The 16,842-nt window shown below is 63.5% G+C and carries 14 protein-coding genes; 5 read left to right on the forward strand and 9 right to left on the reverse strand.

What is annotated here, in order from left to right:
• Positions 1-14: 14 nt before the first annotated feature.
• Positions 15-734, forward strand: a complete 720-nt coding sequence (locus PAN31117_RS15970; RefSeq protein WP_174990990.1) for a PqiC family protein — start codon at positions 15-17, stop codon at positions 732-734.
• A 229-nt stretch (positions 735-963) separates the two neighbouring features.
• Positions 964-2,241, forward strand: coding sequence for an ABC transporter substrate-binding protein (locus tag PAN31117_RS15975; protein ID WP_246189119.1), 1,278 nt, complete (start codon positions 964-966; stop codon positions 2,239-2,241).
• A 43-nt stretch (positions 2,242-2,284) separates the two neighbouring features.
• On the opposite strand, the gene mdtD is transcribed toward PAN31117_RS15975, so the two are convergent.
• The 3 genes from mdtD to PAN31117_RS15990 form a co-directional block, all read right to left on the reverse strand.
• A complete protein-coding gene (mdtD, locus tag PAN31117_RS15980) occupies positions 2,285-3,856 on the reverse strand; it encodes a multidrug transporter subunit MdtD (protein WP_150739043.1) in 1,572 nt (523 codons plus the stop codon).
• Positions 3,857-3,912: 56 nt separating this feature from the next.
• The gene (locus PAN31117_RS15985) at positions 3,913-4,467 is read right to left on the reverse strand and encodes a FlxA-like family protein (RefSeq protein ID WP_150739044.1); all 555 of its coding nucleotides are present in this window, start codon (positions 4,465-4,467) and stop codon (positions 3,913-3,915) included.
• Positions 4,468-4,592: 125 nt separating this feature from the next.
• Positions 4,593-5,372 carry a sulfite exporter TauE/SafE family protein gene (locus PAN31117_RS15990; RefSeq protein ID WP_246189121.1) on the reverse strand — a complete coding sequence of 260 codons (780 nt, stop codon included), beginning with the start codon at positions 5,370-5,372 and terminating at the stop codon, positions 4,593-4,595.
• 117 nt (positions 5,373-5,489) lie between these two features.
• Here PAN31117_RS15990 and PAN31117_RS15995 point away from each other — a divergent pair, with 117 nt between their 5' ends.
• The gene (locus PAN31117_RS15995) at positions 5,490-6,833 is read left to right on the forward strand and encodes an aminotransferase-like domain-containing protein (RefSeq protein ID WP_150739046.1); all 1,344 of its coding nucleotides are present in this window, start codon (positions 5,490-5,492) and stop codon (positions 6,831-6,833) included.
• A gap of 4 nt (positions 6,834-6,837) precedes the next feature.
• On the opposite strand, the gene PAN31117_RS16000 is transcribed toward PAN31117_RS15995, so the two are convergent.
• The 3 genes from PAN31117_RS16000 to PAN31117_RS16010 all read right to left on the reverse strand — a co-directional run bounded on the left by PAN31117_RS16000 (position 6,838) and on the right by PAN31117_RS16010 (position 11,130).
• Positions 6,838-8,715, reverse strand: a complete 1,878-nt coding sequence (locus tag PAN31117_RS16000; RefSeq protein ID WP_150739047.1) for a glycoside hydrolase family 15 protein — start codon at positions 8,713-8,715, stop codon at positions 6,838-6,840.
• A 386-nt stretch (positions 8,716-9,101) separates the two neighbouring features.
• Positions 9,102-10,349, reverse strand: a complete 1,248-nt coding sequence (locus tag PAN31117_RS16005) for a CaiB/BaiF CoA transferase family protein (RefSeq protein WP_150739048.1) — start codon at positions 10,347-10,349, stop codon at positions 9,102-9,104.
• A 1-nt stretch (position 10,350) separates the two neighbouring features.
• Positions 10,351-11,130 (reverse strand): enoyl-CoA hydratase/isomerase family protein, encoded by a 780-nt coding sequence (locus PAN31117_RS16010; RefSeq protein WP_246189122.1) that lies wholly within the window; start codon positions 11,128-11,130, stop codon positions 10,351-10,353.
• A 209-nt stretch (positions 11,131-11,339) separates the two neighbouring features.
• Between PAN31117_RS16010 and PAN31117_RS16015 the strand changes: the two genes are divergently transcribed.
• Positions 11,340-12,014, forward strand: coding sequence for a GntR family transcriptional regulator (locus tag PAN31117_RS16015; RefSeq protein WP_150739049.1), 675 nt, complete (start codon positions 11,340-11,342; stop codon positions 12,012-12,014).
• A 7-nt stretch (positions 12,015-12,021) separates the two neighbouring features.
• On the opposite strand, the gene PAN31117_RS16020 is transcribed toward PAN31117_RS16015, so the two are convergent.
• Positions 12,022-12,741: a GntR family transcriptional regulator gene (locus tag PAN31117_RS16020; protein WP_150739050.1), complete on the reverse strand. Its 720-nt coding sequence runs from the start codon at positions 12,739-12,741 to the stop codon at positions 12,022-12,024.
• 309 nt (positions 12,742-13,050) lie between these two features.
• Between PAN31117_RS16020 and PAN31117_RS16025 the strand changes: the two genes are divergently transcribed.
• Positions 13,051-13,809 (forward strand): 2-keto-4-pentenoate hydratase, encoded by a 759-nt coding sequence (locus PAN31117_RS16025; protein WP_150739051.1) that lies wholly within the window; start codon positions 13,051-13,053, stop codon positions 13,807-13,809.
• Between the two features lie 74 nt (positions 13,810-13,883).
• Here PAN31117_RS16025 and PAN31117_RS16030 read toward each other — a convergent pair whose 3' ends face one another.
• Both PAN31117_RS16030 and PAN31117_RS16035 read right to left on the reverse strand, forming a co-directional pair.
• Positions 13,884-15,143 carry an MFS transporter gene (locus tag PAN31117_RS16030; RefSeq protein WP_150739052.1) on the reverse strand — a complete coding sequence of 420 codons (1,260 nt, stop codon included), beginning with the start codon at positions 15,141-15,143 and terminating at the stop codon, positions 13,884-13,886.
• A gap of 677 nt (positions 15,144-15,820) precedes the next feature.
• Positions 15,821-16,771 carry a LysR family transcriptional regulator gene (locus PAN31117_RS16035; RefSeq protein ID WP_150739053.1) on the reverse strand — a complete coding sequence of 317 codons (951 nt, stop codon included), beginning with the start codon at positions 16,769-16,771 and terminating at the stop codon, positions 15,821-15,823.
• Positions 16,772-16,842: the final 71 nt, after the last annotated feature.

Here is a 16,842-nt window from a genome sequence, read left to right on the forward strand (position 1 = left end):
CGAGGCCGACCGACATGACCCGTAGCCCGCGCCTGCGTGCAACGCCGATGGACGGCGAGAGCTCCTCCTTCTCCGACCGTCCTGCCCTGCCCGCTTTTGTGGGCAAAGCAGGACTCGCCGCTGTGGCAGCCCTCGTGCTGGCGCTTGCTGGCTGTGCCTCGCCGTCTCCCACGTTCTATACGCTGACGGACGCGGGGGCCGGGACAGGTAGCGCCGCCGCAAATTCCAACGCCACCACAGGCGCGGCAGCTCCGGCAACACCGTACGCTTTGGAAGTCTCGCCCGTGGCCGTGCCCGAACAGGTCGACCGGCCGCAGATCGTCGTCACCCGTGGTGGCGGACGCGTCGATATTCTCGAGGAATCCCGCTGGGCTGCCCCGCTCAAGACCGAGCTGACGTCGACGATCTCTCGCGACCTGACGCAACGCCTGGGCGCGATGGACGTCTATGGATTGCCCCGTGCCGACGGGCTTGCGGTCTATCGTGTGTCGACGTCCGTCCAGCGGTTCGAATCGACGCCGGGCGAACAAGCGGCGCTCACCGCGGTCTGGAGTGTGCGAAAGGTGCCGGGCGATATCGTGCTGACGTGCCGCTTCTCGGGGACGGAGTCCGCAGCGTCGGGCATCGCAGACGTTGTCGCGGCGCAGCGCAAGCTCGTCGACCGTCTGGCCGACGGCATCGGCAACGCCATCGCCACCAGCGCACAGGGTGCAACGCCCCGCTGCCAGAACTAAGCCCGCTCGCACAACCCCACAGCGATCGGATGGCGAGACGGCTTCTACGCCATCTCGCCGCTTCGCGGAAGGTCAGGAAAATCCTAATGCGGATTACGCATAGATTCCGATCATTACGGATTGCGCAAACGATTACGTGATGTTTAAGATGTTCGAGACTCGCCGCACGCGTCCTCCGGCAGAGATGGGCGGCGGCGGGTCGTTATAACTCGAACATTGGAGACAAGCCATGTCCAGCATTACCGGCCTCAGCGGCATCAGTGGGCTCAGCGGTCATTTGCGCCGTACGATTGCCGTCGCCGCGTCGTTTGCCGTTGCATCCCTCATTGCGCTTCCCTCCCCGGCGCAGGCCGCCGCGATCTCCGACGGCGTCGTGAAGATCGGCGTGCTCACCGACCTCTCGGGCGTGTCGAGCGACAACGCGGGCAAGGGCAGCGTACTCGCCGCCACCATGGCCATCGACGACTTCTCGCACGATCACAAAGTCCTCGGCGCACCCATCGAGCTGGTGTCCGCCGACTCACAGGGCAAGACCGACACCGGCGCGACCATTGCCCGCGAGTGGTACGACCGGGGCAAAGTCGACATGATCACCGACCTCACGTTCTCGAACGTGGCGCTGGCCGTCGACCGGATTGCCGACGAAAAGAAGAAGATCGCACTTGTGACCGGCGCAGGATCGTCCGCCATCAGCAACGAGCAATGCACGGCACATAGCGTGCAGTGGATGTACGACACATACGCACTGGCGAACTCGACCTCGCAGGCCTTGCTGCGTCGCGGTCTGAAGTCGTGGTACTTCATTACCGCCGACTACGCGTTCGGACAGGCGCTGGAGAAAGATGCGAGCGAGATCCTGACGCGTCAGGGCGGCAAGGTCGTCGGCTCTGTGAAGCACCCGGTGAACTCGCCGGACCTGTCGTCCTATCTGCTGCGCGCCCAGACGTCCGGCGCACAGGTGATCGCGCTGGCCAACTCCGGCACCGATACGCTCAACACCGTCAAGCAAGCCTCGCAGTTCAACATCATTCAGGGTGGCAAGCAGGTGTTCACACCGCTGCTCTCGCTCATCACCGAAATCCACGGCATGGGCCTGAAGAACGCGCAGGGCATGATCCTCACGAACGGCTTCTATTGGGATCAGGACGACCGCTCGCGCGCCTTCGCGCAACGCTTTTACGCTCAGCACAAGAAGATGCCGACGATGATGCAGGCCGCCGTGTATTCGGCGGTGCTCAACTATCTGAAGGCAGTTCAGGCGGCAGGCACCGACGAGGCGGACGCTGTGATGGCCAAGCTCAAGTCGATGAAGATCGACGACCCGGTGATTCGCAACGGCCAGATTCGCGCCGACGGCAAGCTGGTGCACGACATGCTGCTGGTGCAGGTGAAGACGCCTGCCGAGTCGAAGTCGGAATGGGATCTGTACAAGATCCTGGAGACGATTCCGGCCGACAAGGCGTTCGCCCCGCTGGCCGATTCGAAGTGTGCGCTGGTGAAGAAGTAAGTGGCGACCGAGCGTCAGCCAACGTGATGCGGCAGCCCGACGCTCAGCGCTTGAGATCTGTGGCAGACGCAGTCTGCGTCTGACCACCGTCGTGCGACGGTCCCGCCGCCGGGTCTTCCACTCGACGGAACACGAGCGCCGACGCCAGCGTAATCAGCCCGACGCACACGAACGTCACGCGAAAGCCTGCAACGGTGCCGCCCACGCCAAGCTCCCCCGCCTGTCCTGCCAGATGACCGAACAGCGCCAGTAACTGGCCGCCGATGGTCACGCCCAGCCCGAGGGCGAGCATCTGCGCCATCGAAAACAGCCCGTTGCCCGCACTCGCACGACGCGTGCCGAGATCCTTCAGCGTCACACTGTTCATGGCGGCGAACTGCATCGAGTTCGCCCCGCCGAACACCGCCAGTTGCACGAGTCCCAGCCAGATCGGCCAACCCGGCGCGAATAACGCGAAGCTCGCAATCGAGCCACCGACGACCGCCGTATTCACCATCAGAAAACGCGTATAGCCAAAGCGCACCACGAGCGGCGTGACCATGCGCTTGACGACGATCCCCGCGAGGGCCACAGGCAGCATCATCAACCCGGAAGCCAGCGGGCTGTAACCCATCGCCACCTGAAGCAGCAGCGGCAGCAGGAACGGCACGGCACTGCTGCCGATCCGCGCGACGAGATTGCCCAGCAAGCCGAGACTGAAGCTGCGCGTCTCGAACAGTTCCAGCGGGAACAATGGCGTAGCGCGACGGCGCGCATAGGGCCAGTAGCCGAGCGTCGTCGCAACGCAAAGCAGCGCGAGGACGGCAGACGGTGCCCACCCGGCCTCCGGGAACGGATGATCCAACGCGAGCGTGAACGACACCATCGCCACCGACAGCAAGGCGAAACCACCCCAGTCGAAACCGGTATCGATGACTTCGTCCTTCGCAGGACGCGGCAGGTAATGACGCACGGCGAGGCTGCCGATCAGGCCGATGGGCACATTGATGAGGAATATCCAGTGCCACGACGCCACCTGCACCAGCCATCCGCCCAGCACAGGGCCGATCATAGGGCCGACCTGCCCCGCAATCGACACAAAGGCAAGCGCTGCCAGATACTCCCCGGCCGGGAATGTCCGCAGCACGGCAAGACGTCCGATGGGCAGCAGCATCGAACCGCCCGCGCCTTGCAGCACCCGCGCGACTACAAGTTGCGGCAGCGTGTGCGCCATCGCGCAAGCAATCGAGCCGAGCACGAACAGCAGGATCGCGACGAAGTAGACGCGTCGCGTGCCGAAGCGATCGGCCAGCCAGCCGGACGCGGGCGTCAGCATGGCCATCGTGAGCGAGTAGGAGACGACCACCGGCTGCATGCGCAGCGGGTTCTCGCCAAGACTCGCGGCCATGGCGGGCAGCGCCGTATTGACGATGGTCGTATCGAGCGCCTGCATGAAAAAGCCCGCCGCGACAATCCATAGCAGGGCGGTGAGCGTCTTGTCTTGCTTCATGCGGCACGGGGACGAGGCGCGGCCGTCAGCGGGCCTCGGAGAAGAATTAAGCGAAAGCCGAATTTTAGCGCGCTTCCCGGGCGCGCATCGTTGCTTGTTTTGCAGCAATCGATCCGTCCGGCGCATCACTGCGGTGAGAAAGATGCACAGAGATGCGTCGGACGAGAGCGACGATCCGGGCGTCAGGCGGTCGTATCGACGTTATTACCCGTGGGCTTCGCCGGACCCATGAGTGCGAGAATCTGCGCCTGAATCGACATGGCCTGAGAGGACAGCATAGTCATTTGCTGGAGCTTGTCCTCCGGCGGGAGACGGTCGTTGGTGCGCACCGCATCCAGCTGCTTCATCACCTTGGCGAGCATTTCCTTCAACTTCTTGATGGTTTGCGCGACGATTTCGTTACCGGAACCCGCGCCTTCCGTCTCGGTCATCGCCTGCCCCTGTTGCTTGGCGCTCTGGTTGGCGGAGCGCAGATCCACCAGCGTTTTGTCGCCCAACTGGCTCACGCCGTTGCTTTCGGCGGCATCGGAGGAGGTGCTGGCGTTGGCCTGGGCCAACTTTGCCGCGTCGTCGGCACCGGTCGACTTCGTGGCGGCGGCTTGATTGACGGTGCTGGCCGTGCCTGCCGTTTTGGCCGCCGCCTGCGCCTTGTCGGCCTGCTGTTGCTGGATATGCGACTGCCAGATCTCGAGCATGCTGGACGTCGCATTGCCCTTGGTCGGAATAATGATCGTCATGGAGCGAGGGGGTCTCCGTGGAATGAGGAAATGAGAGAAAGTAAGGATTCGAAAGTATTACGGCATATTTCACGAAATCCTTTAGCTCCCTACATCCCCCCTACCTCGCACCGCCGCAATGAAACTCAGACAAGATAGCCTGAGATGCCGTCCCACAGCAGTTTGATCGCCGTGACGACCAGCAGTCCGTAGCAAGCCCGGTAAATCTGGCGTTGATCGAGACGCGCGTGCAATCGCCAGCCCGAGAACACGCCCGCAGGGATGGCGAAAAGGCAGATCCCCATGAGCACCCAGATCGACCCCGCCGGACGAACCAGCAAGAGCCACGGCACCGCTTTGGTCGCATTGCCGACGGTGAAAAACAGGCTGGTGGTCCCGGCATACACCTCCTTGCTCAGACCCAGCGGCAGCAGATACATCGCCAGCGGCGGTCCGCCGGAGTGCGCGACCATCGTCGTCACACCCGATGCCACACCCGCCGTAATCGCCTTCGGTGTAGACCGTTCGCGCACCCCCTGCTTCGCGCCCGAGACCAGCCACAACCCCACGAACGTCAATGTGATCAGCGCCATCACGATGGAGATGGCGCGATGATCAAGCACGCGAAATAGTAAGTACCCCATCGCGATCCCTGCGAGCAATCCGGGCACCAGGCGCGCAAGGTCGGGGCGTGACCAAGTCGACGGCTTCCAGTAGCGCAGCGCAAACAGATCCATCGCGATAAACAATGGCGCGAGCAGCCCTCCCGCGCTCACTGGGTCCATCACGAACGACAGCAACGGAATGCCGACGATGGAGAAGCCGCCCCCGAAGGCGCCCTTCATGAACGAAATCAGGAACACGGCGACGAATGCCACGACGATGGTGGCGAGTGTCAATTCAGACGCGAATGGCAGTACAGACACGAAGCCTCTCCGAAGCGATGAAACCTGCGGCGTGAGGGTCATCGCCGGGATCAGGTGCGCTCAGAATGCTCCGATGTTAAAGTCGGTGCAATTAAAACATTGTTCTCGGTGCAATATATGACGAAGGCCGATTATCTGACGCTTGCCGACCGGATCGCGACGGACATTACCCAGGGCGTGCTCAAGCCTGGCGAGCGGCTTCCGCCCCAGCGCAACTTTGCCGATCTGCATGGCATTGCGGCCTCGACGGCAAGCCGCGTTTACGCCGAATTGCTCCGGCGCGGGCTAGTCGTGGGTGAGGTCGGACGGGGAACGTTTGTGTCGGGAGAGGCGAAGCGTGGCGTCGCGGCACCCGGCGAGCCGCGTGGCGTTCGCATCGATCTGGAGTTCAACTTCCCGATTCTCCCGGAGCAATCGGCGTTGATCGCGAAGAGTCTCGCGGGGCTGGAGCGACCGTTGGATCTCGAACTGGCATTGCGTCCGGCGACCAGTGGCGGCACGCTTGCCGTGCGCAACACGGCGGCGGCGTTTCTCGCGGCGGGACCGTGGACGCCATCCCCGGATCAACTCGTCTTCACCGGTGCAGGAAGGCAAAGCATCGCCGCAGCACTGGCCGCCGTCGTGCCGCCAGGCGGGCGATGCGGCGTCGAGATGCTGACGTATCCGTTTATCAAAGGCATTGCGGCGCGATTGGGCATCGCATTGGTGCCGCTGGCGATGGATGAGTCCGGTGTGCGTCCCGAGGCGATTCAGCGCGCCCACCGGGAAGGCAATCTCTCGGCGATTTACCTTCAGCCATCGATTCAAAGTCCGCTGGGGATGACAATGCCTGCGGTGCGGCGTGCCGAGCTGCTGCGCATCGTCGAAAGACTGAACATCACGGTGATCGAAGACAACGTCTACGGTTTTCTCGACGACGCAACGCCGCTCGCGGCAGATGCGCCCGACCATTGCATCGTGGTCGACAGTCTGTCGAAAAAGGTCGCGCCGGGACTCAATCTGGGATTTCTCGTGACGCCACCAAGGCTCCGGGACAGCGTGATGGCCGCAGTGCGCTCAGGGGGATGGACAGCATCGGGCTACGCTTTCGCCGCCGCGCAACGCATGATGAGCGACGGCACCGTCGATACGCTCGTGCAGCTCAAACGCAGCGACGCACGCGCGCGGCAGCAAGTCGCTGCCGCTCGCCTCTCGGGATTCGACGTGCGCACCAGCGGCAAGAGCTATCACCTCTGGCTGACGCTGCCTGCGCACTGGCGCTCGCAGGCGCTGGTGGTCGCGGCCGCCCGACATGACATCGGGCTGACGCCGTCGACCACATTTGCCGTTTCACACGGTCATGCGCCCAACGCCGTGCGACTGGCGCTGGCCGGACCGTCCATCGAATTGCTCGATACAGGATTGCGTACGCTCGCCGACATTCTGAACGCGAAGGAAGACGATTTCGATCTGACCGAATAAAGCGTCAGGCTCTGACCGCCTTATCCGCGCGATAGCCCACATGCTCGTAGCGCGCTTCGTCGTCGGTCTCTCGCGCATCGGCGGCGTCTGCACGGTCGTCGTCGGCGAGCGCATCCAGACGAATCGCTGCATGCACGAGCGCGATATGCGAGAACGCCTGCGGAAAGTTGCCGACCTGACGCCCATGCGTCGTGTCGTACTCCTCGGCCAGCAAACCGACGTCGTTGCGCAACGACAGCAACCGCTCGAACAACGCCCGTGCATCTCGCTGACGGCCGATCATCACAAGGCAATCGACCATCCAGAAGCTGCAAGCGAGGAACGCGCCCTCGCCCGCAGGCAACCCGTCGTCGACGCGGCTCGTGCGGTAGCGCTGCACCAGCCCGTCGCGCATCAGCTCGCGTTCGACCGCCTCAACGGTGCCGACCACGCGCGGATCGTCCGGGGGTAAGAACCCTACGAGCGGAATCATCAGCGCGCTGGCGTCCATCTCCGACGAGCCGTATGCCTGCATGAACGCATTGCGCTGTTTGTCGAAGCCGTTGGTGCAAACATCGGCGTGAATCTCCTTGCACAGCCGACGCCAGTGATCCACCGGTCCCGGCAAACCGAAACGCTCGGCCGACTTGATCGCGCGATCGAACGCGACCCACGCCATCACCTTCGAATACGTGAAGTGCTGACGGCCACCCCGCACTTCCCAAATGCCCTCGTCCGGCTCGCGCCACACGGTTTCGAGATGCGCAACGAGCTTCGTCTGCACTTCCCAGGTAGCGTCGACCGGCGGCAGTCCGCCGAGACGGGACTGATGCAGCGCGTCCATCACTTCACCGTAGACGTCCAACTGCAACTGACCCACAGCACCGTTGCCGACCCGCACCGGTTTCGCGCCTTCGTAGCCCGGCAACCAGTCGACCTCCCATTCCGGCAGACGCCGCTCACCGGACAGGCCATACATGATCTGCACTTGCGACGGCGCACCGGCCACCGCGCGCACGAGCCAGTGACTCCAGTCGTTCGCCTCGGTGTAATAACCGCCGAGCATGAGTGCCTGCAACGTGAGCGTGGCGTCGCGCAGCCAGCAATAGCGATAGTCCCAGTTACGCTCGCCGCCCAATTGTTCCGGCAGTGATGTCGTGGGAGCCGCGACCACGCCACCCGTCGGCACGAACGTGAGCGCCTTGAGCACGATCAGGGAGCGACGAATCGCTGACGACCATCGTCCGTCGATCTGACAGCGATTGGCCCAGGTGCGCCAGTAGCGTTCGGTATCGGTAAGTGCTGCGAGCGGATCGATCTCGCGGGGGTCGGCGTGATGCGACGGTACGCGCGACAGCACGAACGGCACCGTCTCGCCCGCCTTCACCTCGAAGCGTGCGCGCAGGCTGCCCGGCACATCCTGAATCTCGACGGGCGTGCGCATCACCACCTTGTCCGGCCCGGCGATGAGGCGCATGCCGGGTCCGGTCGGGTCGTCGGCATCGAGCGGACGCGACCACGGCACCGACGCGCCGTAATCGAAGCGCAGAATCAGTTCCATCGACATCGTCACGGTGCCATGCACGCCTTTTACCAGACGCACAAGATCGGCGGCACCATCGCGCAACGGCATGAAGTCGATCACAGCGACGCAACCCTCCACGGTCTCGAAGCGCGTCTCGAGAATCAGCGTGTCGTCGTGGTAGCGGCGTGTGGAAGTCGCGCGCGGATCATCGGGGGCGATTCGCCAGCGTCCATGCTCGGGGCCGCCGAGCAACGCGGCGAAGCACGCCGGGGAATCGAAGTACGGCCAGCAGAGCCAGTCGATGGAGCCGTCGCGCGCAACCAGCGCGGCGCTTCGGCAGTCGCCAATCATTGCGTAGTCTTCAATACGTGCCGGCATGCTCACCTCGCGAACAGGAGAGGACCAACGCCCCCGATGCCGTCACCATGCGCGATGTCGTCGCCAGTGACCGGGGGAGCGCAAGCGTATGAGGCTCAATGGTACGCGTCTCGCGGACGCAGGACCACCGTTCGGGCGATGCAATGGGCGAATTGCCGGGGATTCTGCCTGGGGTCATGCCTTCCCTCCTTACGACGTTGCGTCGGATCGGATTGATAGGGACTGGCGACCGCCTCCACTTCGCGCGCGTCGTCGAGAAATGAAGATATCGCCGGCCAGTTCAAAAACCGACCGACGACCGGAGGGGAAGTTCGCTGAAATTGCCGCTCGGTGACGTTTCGCGAGTCAACTCGCGGAGAATCCGCACTGCGGCAGCAAGACATACATCATGCCGTCACCGTAGCGCCCTCTTCCAGCGCATGCACCGCTCCTTGCGCGATCAGGTCGCGAACGTACTCGGCATCGAAGCCATATTCGGCCAACACCTCGGAAGTATGCTCGCCCAGACGCGGTGCAGGCCCGCCGGTGCACTTCGGTGTCTCGGAGAATCGAATCGGCAGGCCGATGCTGCGCGTGGGGCCATCGAGCGGATGCTGCGTTTCGACCACCATCTCGCGCGCCACGATCTGCGGATGCGTCACGGCCTCGGAAATCGGCAACACCGGCCCGACCGGCAGACCGACCGCGTCGAGTCGCTCCACCCAGCGCTGCGTCGTATCGCGCATCAGATAGGCGGTGAGGCGCTCCACGAGTTCACCGCGATTGGCGGTGCGTCCTGCATTGGTGGCGAAGCGCGGATCACCGGCGATTTCCGGTGCGTCGAGCACTTGCAGCAGACGTTCGTAATTGGCCTGATTCGCGGCACCGATGTTGATCCAGCCGTCCTGCGTGCGAAACGCCTGATACGGTGTGCTGGTCGGGTTGGCAGAGCCGAACTTCGGCGGATTCTCGCCGCTGGCGAAGAAGTTCGCCGCGGCCCAGTACATCTGCTGAAAACCCGCTTCGAGCAGCGATGTATCCACGATCTGCCCTTGCCCAGTGCGCAGCCGGTGCGCGTAAGCGGCCGAGATGCCGAGCGCCGCCAGAATGCCGGCGTTGATGTCGGCAATCGGCGAACCGGCCTTGATGGGCGCTTGCCCCGGTTCGCCCGTCACGCTCATCAGCCCCGACAGGCCCTGCGCGATCAGATCGAATCCGCCCTTGTCCGCGTAAGGCCCCGTGCGTCCGTAGCCCGAGATGGAACAGTAGATCAGCCCCGGGTTGGCTTCGCGCAACGTGTCATAGCCGAGGCCCAGCTTCTCCATCGTGCCCTTGCGATAGTTCTCGGTAACGACTTCGGCACTCGCGAGCATCTTGCGCAATACAGCCTTGCCACCTTCGGTTTTGAGATTGAGCGCGATGCCGCGCTTGTTGCGGTTGAGCATCATGAACGACGCCGACTCGCCATGCGAGAGGATCGGCGCGAAACGGCGCGCGTCGTCGCCTTCCATCTTCTCGACCTTGATGACGTCGGCGCCCATGTCAGCGAGCATCATTCCGCACACCGGGCCGGACATGATGTGCGACAGCTCGATCACCTTGACACCCTGTAGCGGGCCGCCCTTTTTTGCCGTCTCTGCTTTCGTATCGGTCATTTCAGCGGCCCTCGAATACCGGCATCGTCTTCGCAAGGAACGCACGATAGCCAGCCTGAAAATCGGCGGTGCCGAAGCACGCGAACCCTTCGTCGATCTGCGCGGGCGTGAGGGGCTTGCCGCTCACCAGTTCACGCACGAACCGCTTGTGCCAGCGCGCGACAAGCGGCGCACCGGCGGCGATGCGATCGGCCGTTGCGAGCGCCTCGCGGGTGACGTCGCTATCCGCCACCACACGCGAGACAGCTCCGATGCGCAACGCTTCCTGCGCGTCGAAGATGCGGCCTTCGAGCAGGATCTCCAGCGCTTTGGTCGGGCCGAGCAAGCGCACGAGACCGGACAGCTCCGCGTGCGCCATGACCAGACCGAGCTTGTTGATCGGCGCGCCAAAGCGACTCGACTCGCCGCAAATGCGGATGTCGCACGACGCCGCAATCTCCATACCGCCCCCCACGCAGATGCCATGAATCATGGCGACGAGCGGAACCGGGCAGTTCGTCAGCGCGTCGAGCGTGCGATGCATAAGCGCGCCGTACGTTCGAGCCTGCTCCACGTTGGCGCGATCGGTCTCGAACTCGGCGATGTCGTTGCCCGGCGCGAAGGCCTTTTCGCCTGCACCACGCAACACGATGCAGCGCACGTCGGGCGACTCGGACAACGTCAGAATCGTGTCGCCCAACGCCTGCCACATCGGCTTGGTCAACGCATTGAGCTTTTCGGGACGGTTGAGCGTGACCAGCGCAATCGCGCCGTGTCGCTCGGTCAAAACGGTCGATGTCACATTGCCTCCTGGAGTCGCCGATATGGGTATGAAGTCGGCAGATAATGATTTTTGGTATACCAATTTTCGTTAACGATAGAAGCAGACTCCATCAATTGACAAGCATCAATCGAAAAAATCAGGGTTAACGTTGAAAAACAGGCGATTGCCGATTGACGCGTTCGGCTATCGACATCAAAATTGGCATTCCAATTCCGACATCCCCGCCCATGAGCACCCCCGCTTCGCTGAACGCCGCCGCGTATGACGCCCTCAAGGCACGCATCGTGCGCGGGGACCTGCGCCCCGGCGCACCGCTGTCCGAGCGCGCGCTGTGCGACGAACTCGCGGTGTCGCGCACCCCGCTGCGCGAGGCGCTCAAGCGGCTGGCCAACGAAGGACTGGTGGAAATCTCCGAGACACGGCGGGCACGTGTGGCCCGGGTGAGCGTCGATGAAGTGGTGAACCTGCTGGCGGTGATGGCGGTGTTGGAAGGACTATCGGGCGAGCAGGCCTGCGAGAAGGCCTCGGAGGCGGACCTCGACGAACTTACCCGTCTCCAAGACGAGATGGAGTCAGCGTACGCACGCACCGATCACGCCGCCTACTTTGCGCTCAATCAGCAGATTCACCTCAGCATTCTGCGCATGGCGGACAACGGGCCGCTGGCCGAGTACTTCCACAATCTCAACGCGCGCTTACGCCACGTACGGGAGCGCCTGACACCGACGCCCGAACGGTGGCGTCAGGCCGTAGACGAACATGCGGAGATGCTGGCGTTACTGCGCCGACGCGATGGAAAGCGACTGCGCACATTGATGGAAGCGCACTTGCGCAGCAAGACCGACGCTTATGTGGCGGCCATGCTCAATGAAGGGCTCGTGAGCATGAGTCGCGCCGCCTGATAGAAGATCAGGCAGCCACGCGCCTATTGGCAAGCACCGCTGCGCACTTCGCCATCAGATGCACGCGCAGCAGTCGGCCGAGCGTAGCACCGTCGCGCTGCCGCAATGCATGCAGAATCTCGACGTGCTCTTCGATAGCGCGATCCCATTTCCCCGCGTGCAGATTGGAGCGAAAGCGCAGCGCCTGAAGCCGATGATTGACCGACTGATACATCTGCGTGAGGGCTGAATTGCGCGCCGCTGCGTTGATGCGGTCGTGAATGCGTCGATTGCAGTCGAAGTAGCCCGACAGATCGCCGTTGGCATGGCAGGCGTCCATCGCACTGTGCAGTTCCTGAATCTCGTCGATCTCGGCTGGTGTGATGCGCTGGCACGCCAGCTCACCGGCCAGCGCTTCCAGACCGCTCAGGAGTTCGAAGGCATCGGAAATATCGCTCGCGGACAACGTCACGACGCGCGCCCCGCGATTCGGCAGCAGATCGATCAGACGCTCGACAGCAAGCATCTTCAGCGCCTCGCGCAGCGGCGTACGCGACACCCCCAACTGCTCGCAAAGCGCGCGCTCGTTCAGATGGGAGCCGGGCGGCAGAACGCCCTCGGTGATCATCTTGCGCAGCCTGTCCATCACGGCAAGATGCAGCGCCTGACGGCTGATGGGTTGACTCCCGCCCATGTCTGGCGGATGAATAGCGGGGTCGCGTACGGCGTTCAATGTCACGGAGTGCATAAGCTTGCCCTGGTCATTCGTTTTAGGAAGAAAGACAGCGACTGCCTGCAAAGCACCTTCGCGGACGACGGCAAACCCGACCGAAGCCTCGCCACACGAAATATTTCGGTTTTCGATGAAATATTACGAAATATTACGAAGCCCGATTCTCGCAGATCGATGCAGTTTTGACTACGTTATGTGGTGTTTTCACTGAGTACGCGACGTGTTTGCGCCGCACCGCAACATCGCTCGGATTTTGGATACGATGTGGACAACTGTCGTCGGCAATTCACTGACGCAGCGCCCTTCCCTCTGGAGATTTGCAAGATGTTCGAGACCCAACCCGCCGTCGAGTCGCTGGCTCGCCTGCTCGCCGACACGCGCCGTGGCGACACGCCCATCGAATCGCCTGCCGCGGCGCTGCTGCCGGTCGACGCCAACGCCGCTTACGCGGTGCAATTGCGCACGCTCGATCTGCTCGGCGACACGATTGCGGCATGGAAAGTGGGCGCGAAAGCCCCGACGGACCTGCCCAATTGCGCGCCGATTCCGGCGTCGGTGGTCAGCAACGCTGGTGGCGCGCTGGCACTGAACGACTTCTTCCGCCCCGGGCTAGAACTGGAAATCGCTTTCCGCCTGGCGCGCGACATCAAGCCGGGCCGCTATGAAGAGCGCGAAGCCATGATGTTCGTGGACGACATGCTCGCCACTATCGAAATCACCGACAGCCGTTTCGCGGAGAAAGGTCTCGACAGCCGGTTTGCGCTGGCCGATCTGCAGAACAACGGCGCACTCGTGATCGGCAGCGGTCGTAGCTACGACGCGCGTTTCGATTACTCGCGCCCGAAGGCCGTCTTCTCGCTCGACGGTCGCGACATCACGCCCGCCAAGGTCTTCAACACGGGCGGCGACCCGCGCACGCTCCTCACGTGGCTCGTCAATCACAACGGCAAGCGCGGCATCACGATGCGCGCGGGCGCGATCGTTACCTGCGGCTCGTACGTCGGCATGATTCCCGCCACCGGCCCGGGAGAGCTGCGCGGCGTGATCGACGGCGTGGGCGAAGTCGCCGTGACGTTGAAGTAAGGAGAACGGCGCGTCCGAGGCATGAGCCGTCGCGACGCGCCTGCGCTTGCGAGGCGACCCGATGCGCCGCCAGCTCAGTGCTTCTCAGCGCGTCCGTCCACACCGGCCAGCATCTTCGGCGCGAGCAATGCGATGGGCACAATGCACAGGAGCCCCGCGCCGAGTGCGAACGGCAGGCTGATGCCGTGTGCGATGGCACCGATCAGCACCGGGCCGATCAGCAGCCCGAGATAAGCGAGCTTCGCCATGACGGCTATCGCTTCCGCGCTGGCCATCCCGGCACCACGCGCTACTTCGCCCGACGCCGCAAACATCACCGGCATCACGTTCGACAAGCCGAGACCTGCGAGCGCAAAGCCCGCCACCACGGCCGCCGGTTCACGCCAGAACAGCGCGAGCAACACCCCGCCGACACATAGCAAACTGCTCACGCGCAGCAAACGCGCGCCGCCCATGCGGGCACGAACGGGATCGCCACCGAAGCGACCTGCGGCCATGCCGACGGAAAACGCCGCATAGCCCGCGCCGATCCACGCGCCCTGCGCCAGGACCACTTCGCGCATGTACACGGCAGTCCAGTCGTACATCGCCCCCTCCACCACCAGACCGAGGAACGCGAGGATGCCGAAGCCCGTCAGTTTGCGATGCAGCTTGCGACGCGACACGTCGTCCAGCACGGGCGGCGGCGTGTGCTTGTATGCAGCGCCACCCGCCTCGCCCGTGTCCGCGTGCGTCACCGGGGCTTCGCCCGGCATCATGTCCCGTTGCATGAAACGCGCACCGACGACGATCACCACCGCGCAGCCGAGCGCCGCCAGTCCGATATGCCACTGTGGGGAGCCGCGATGCGCGAGCCACACTCCGCCCACCAGCGCACCGGCCATGCCCCCCAGACTGAAGCAGCCATGCAGCGACGCCATGATCGGCTTGCGATAACGCGCTTCGAGCGTTGCGGCCTGCGCATTGACGGCAACGTCGTACGTCGCGTTCGCCGCGCCGTAAAGCGCCAGCCAGCCCACGAGGCCCCAGTAACTGGGCATCGAGAGAATGAACGCGCTCGTGAGCGCCAGCGCAATGCCGGAATGCAAGGTCGCGCGCTGGCTGCCGGCGCGCCCGACCCAGCGGGCCATGCGCGACATGGTGACGATTGCGCCGCCCGCCACGGCGAACATCGCCACCGACAGGCTCGCGTCGTTCAGGTCGAACATCGCCTTGACGGTGGGCACATGCACGCCCCACGTCGCATACAGGAATCCGCTGCAAAACAGCAATGCCATCGTTGCCGCGCGCGCAGGCCAAAAGCCCGTGCGCGGCTTCGCGATTTCAGAAGTCATGGGAATTGAAGAAGTGCGGGAATTCAGGGGTGACGAGGCAGAGAACACCGCCTGGTCGTAATGAACGTTTCGATGCGCTCGACGAGCGTCCGGCGTTGCGGATCTCGCAATCGATGTTGAGAATTCTAACGCACTCTATGTGACAACGCCGTGCACTTTCGGCAACGTCGTCGCGAATCCCGCTCAATGGGGGCGTGTGCCCGCCGTCGATGCGACGGAGAAAAAAGCTGGCCGCCGCGCCACACCGGTCAAGTATGCGGGGGCAGCCAGCAGGGGAAATCGATGCCCGGATGCTTCGTTCACCGATCCAGTGAATGCGTCGCAGTCAGTGGACCACGCGTCGACGGCATTGCGACGTTCGGGCAGGCGACTCCGTTACTTTCGGTGGACGAGGCAGCACTGACAAGGCGATCCCCCATGTCGTGAGACGACGTGGCGTGCACTCTTTGGCGGGCGCACGACTTATCCACCGTTTTTGTTCACAAGGCTGTGGACAACGAACGGAGACAATGTGCCAAGCACTTGATCGGTATGGAGATTTAGACGCAGGCGATCAGACGGCGGCACCCGCAGGCAAAAGACGGGCAGGTACCGCCGATTTATCCACAGATTTTGTGTTCAAGTCTGTGGACAAGTCCTTGATGAGAGGACGCAAGTGGTTGATTCAACTCAGAGATTCATTCCGCAGCAAGCGTCGAAGCAGCACTGATCTGCTCCGGCGTCAGTGCAAATCCCTTGTTTCGTTCGCGCACCACGCGATGAATCAACTCCCACACCGTATGCGCGACGGGCGACAGCGAGCGGTTCTTGCGACGCACGAGCACGATGTTGCGCTCGAAAGCTGGCAGCAGCGGACGCACGGCAAGCGTGGAATTCTCCGGCAGCGGCAGCGCCAGCGGCGGCAGCACGCTCACGCCCAGCCCTTCCTGCACCATGCGGAAGATCGTGCTCACGTGCCCGAGCTCCTGCGTGATGGTCCCCTGCACTTTCTGCGTGGTGAGCGCGCGGTCGATCAGCGGACGGCTGCCCGAACTCTGGTTGAGCAGCACGAGACTCTCGCCGGACAGCTCCGACCAGTGCACAGCGCCTTGCGATGCCAGCGGGTGATCGTTGCGGCACACGAGACAGAACGGCTCGCTCATCAGATGCTCGGTCGTCAGATCGTCGGCACCTTGCGGCGCCACCACGATGCCGAAGTCCACATCGCCTGCGCGCACGCTGTCGAGCACAGCGCGTTGCATCTGGTCGACGAGCGCGAGCGCAATATCCGGGTAGGTGGCCTGCGAGGCCAGCAACACGCGCGGCATGAGCGTCGCGGAGATGGTCGGCGCAGCACCGATACGCACACGGCCGGTGGTACGCGCCTCCGCCCCGTGGGTCTGGAGCAACGCGATTTCGAGTTCGTCCAGCACGCGATCGAGGTTGGTGGCGAGCGTGACACCCGCATCGGTGAGCGCGACCTCTCGCGTCGTGCGATCGACGAGGCGCAGGCCGAGTTGTCCTTCGAGTTCGTTGATGCAGCGGCTGATGGCCGGTTGTGTCAGGCCGATCTCGGCGCCCGCGCGGCTGAAGTTCTTGCTGCGCGCTACGACCATGAAGACCTTGAGTTGTCTCAGCGATACGTTCATAAAGCCTGCCCGTAAGTATTCGAACTAGCCACAAATGACTCAGGCGCGCCGCCCACGGCGGCGCGCCCCCG

Origin of the sequence: Pandoraea anapnoica (genome assembly GCF_902459765.1) — a bacterium.
Classification (GTDB): Bacteria; Pseudomonadota; Gammaproteobacteria; order Burkholderiales; family Burkholderiaceae; genus Pandoraea; species Pandoraea anapnoica.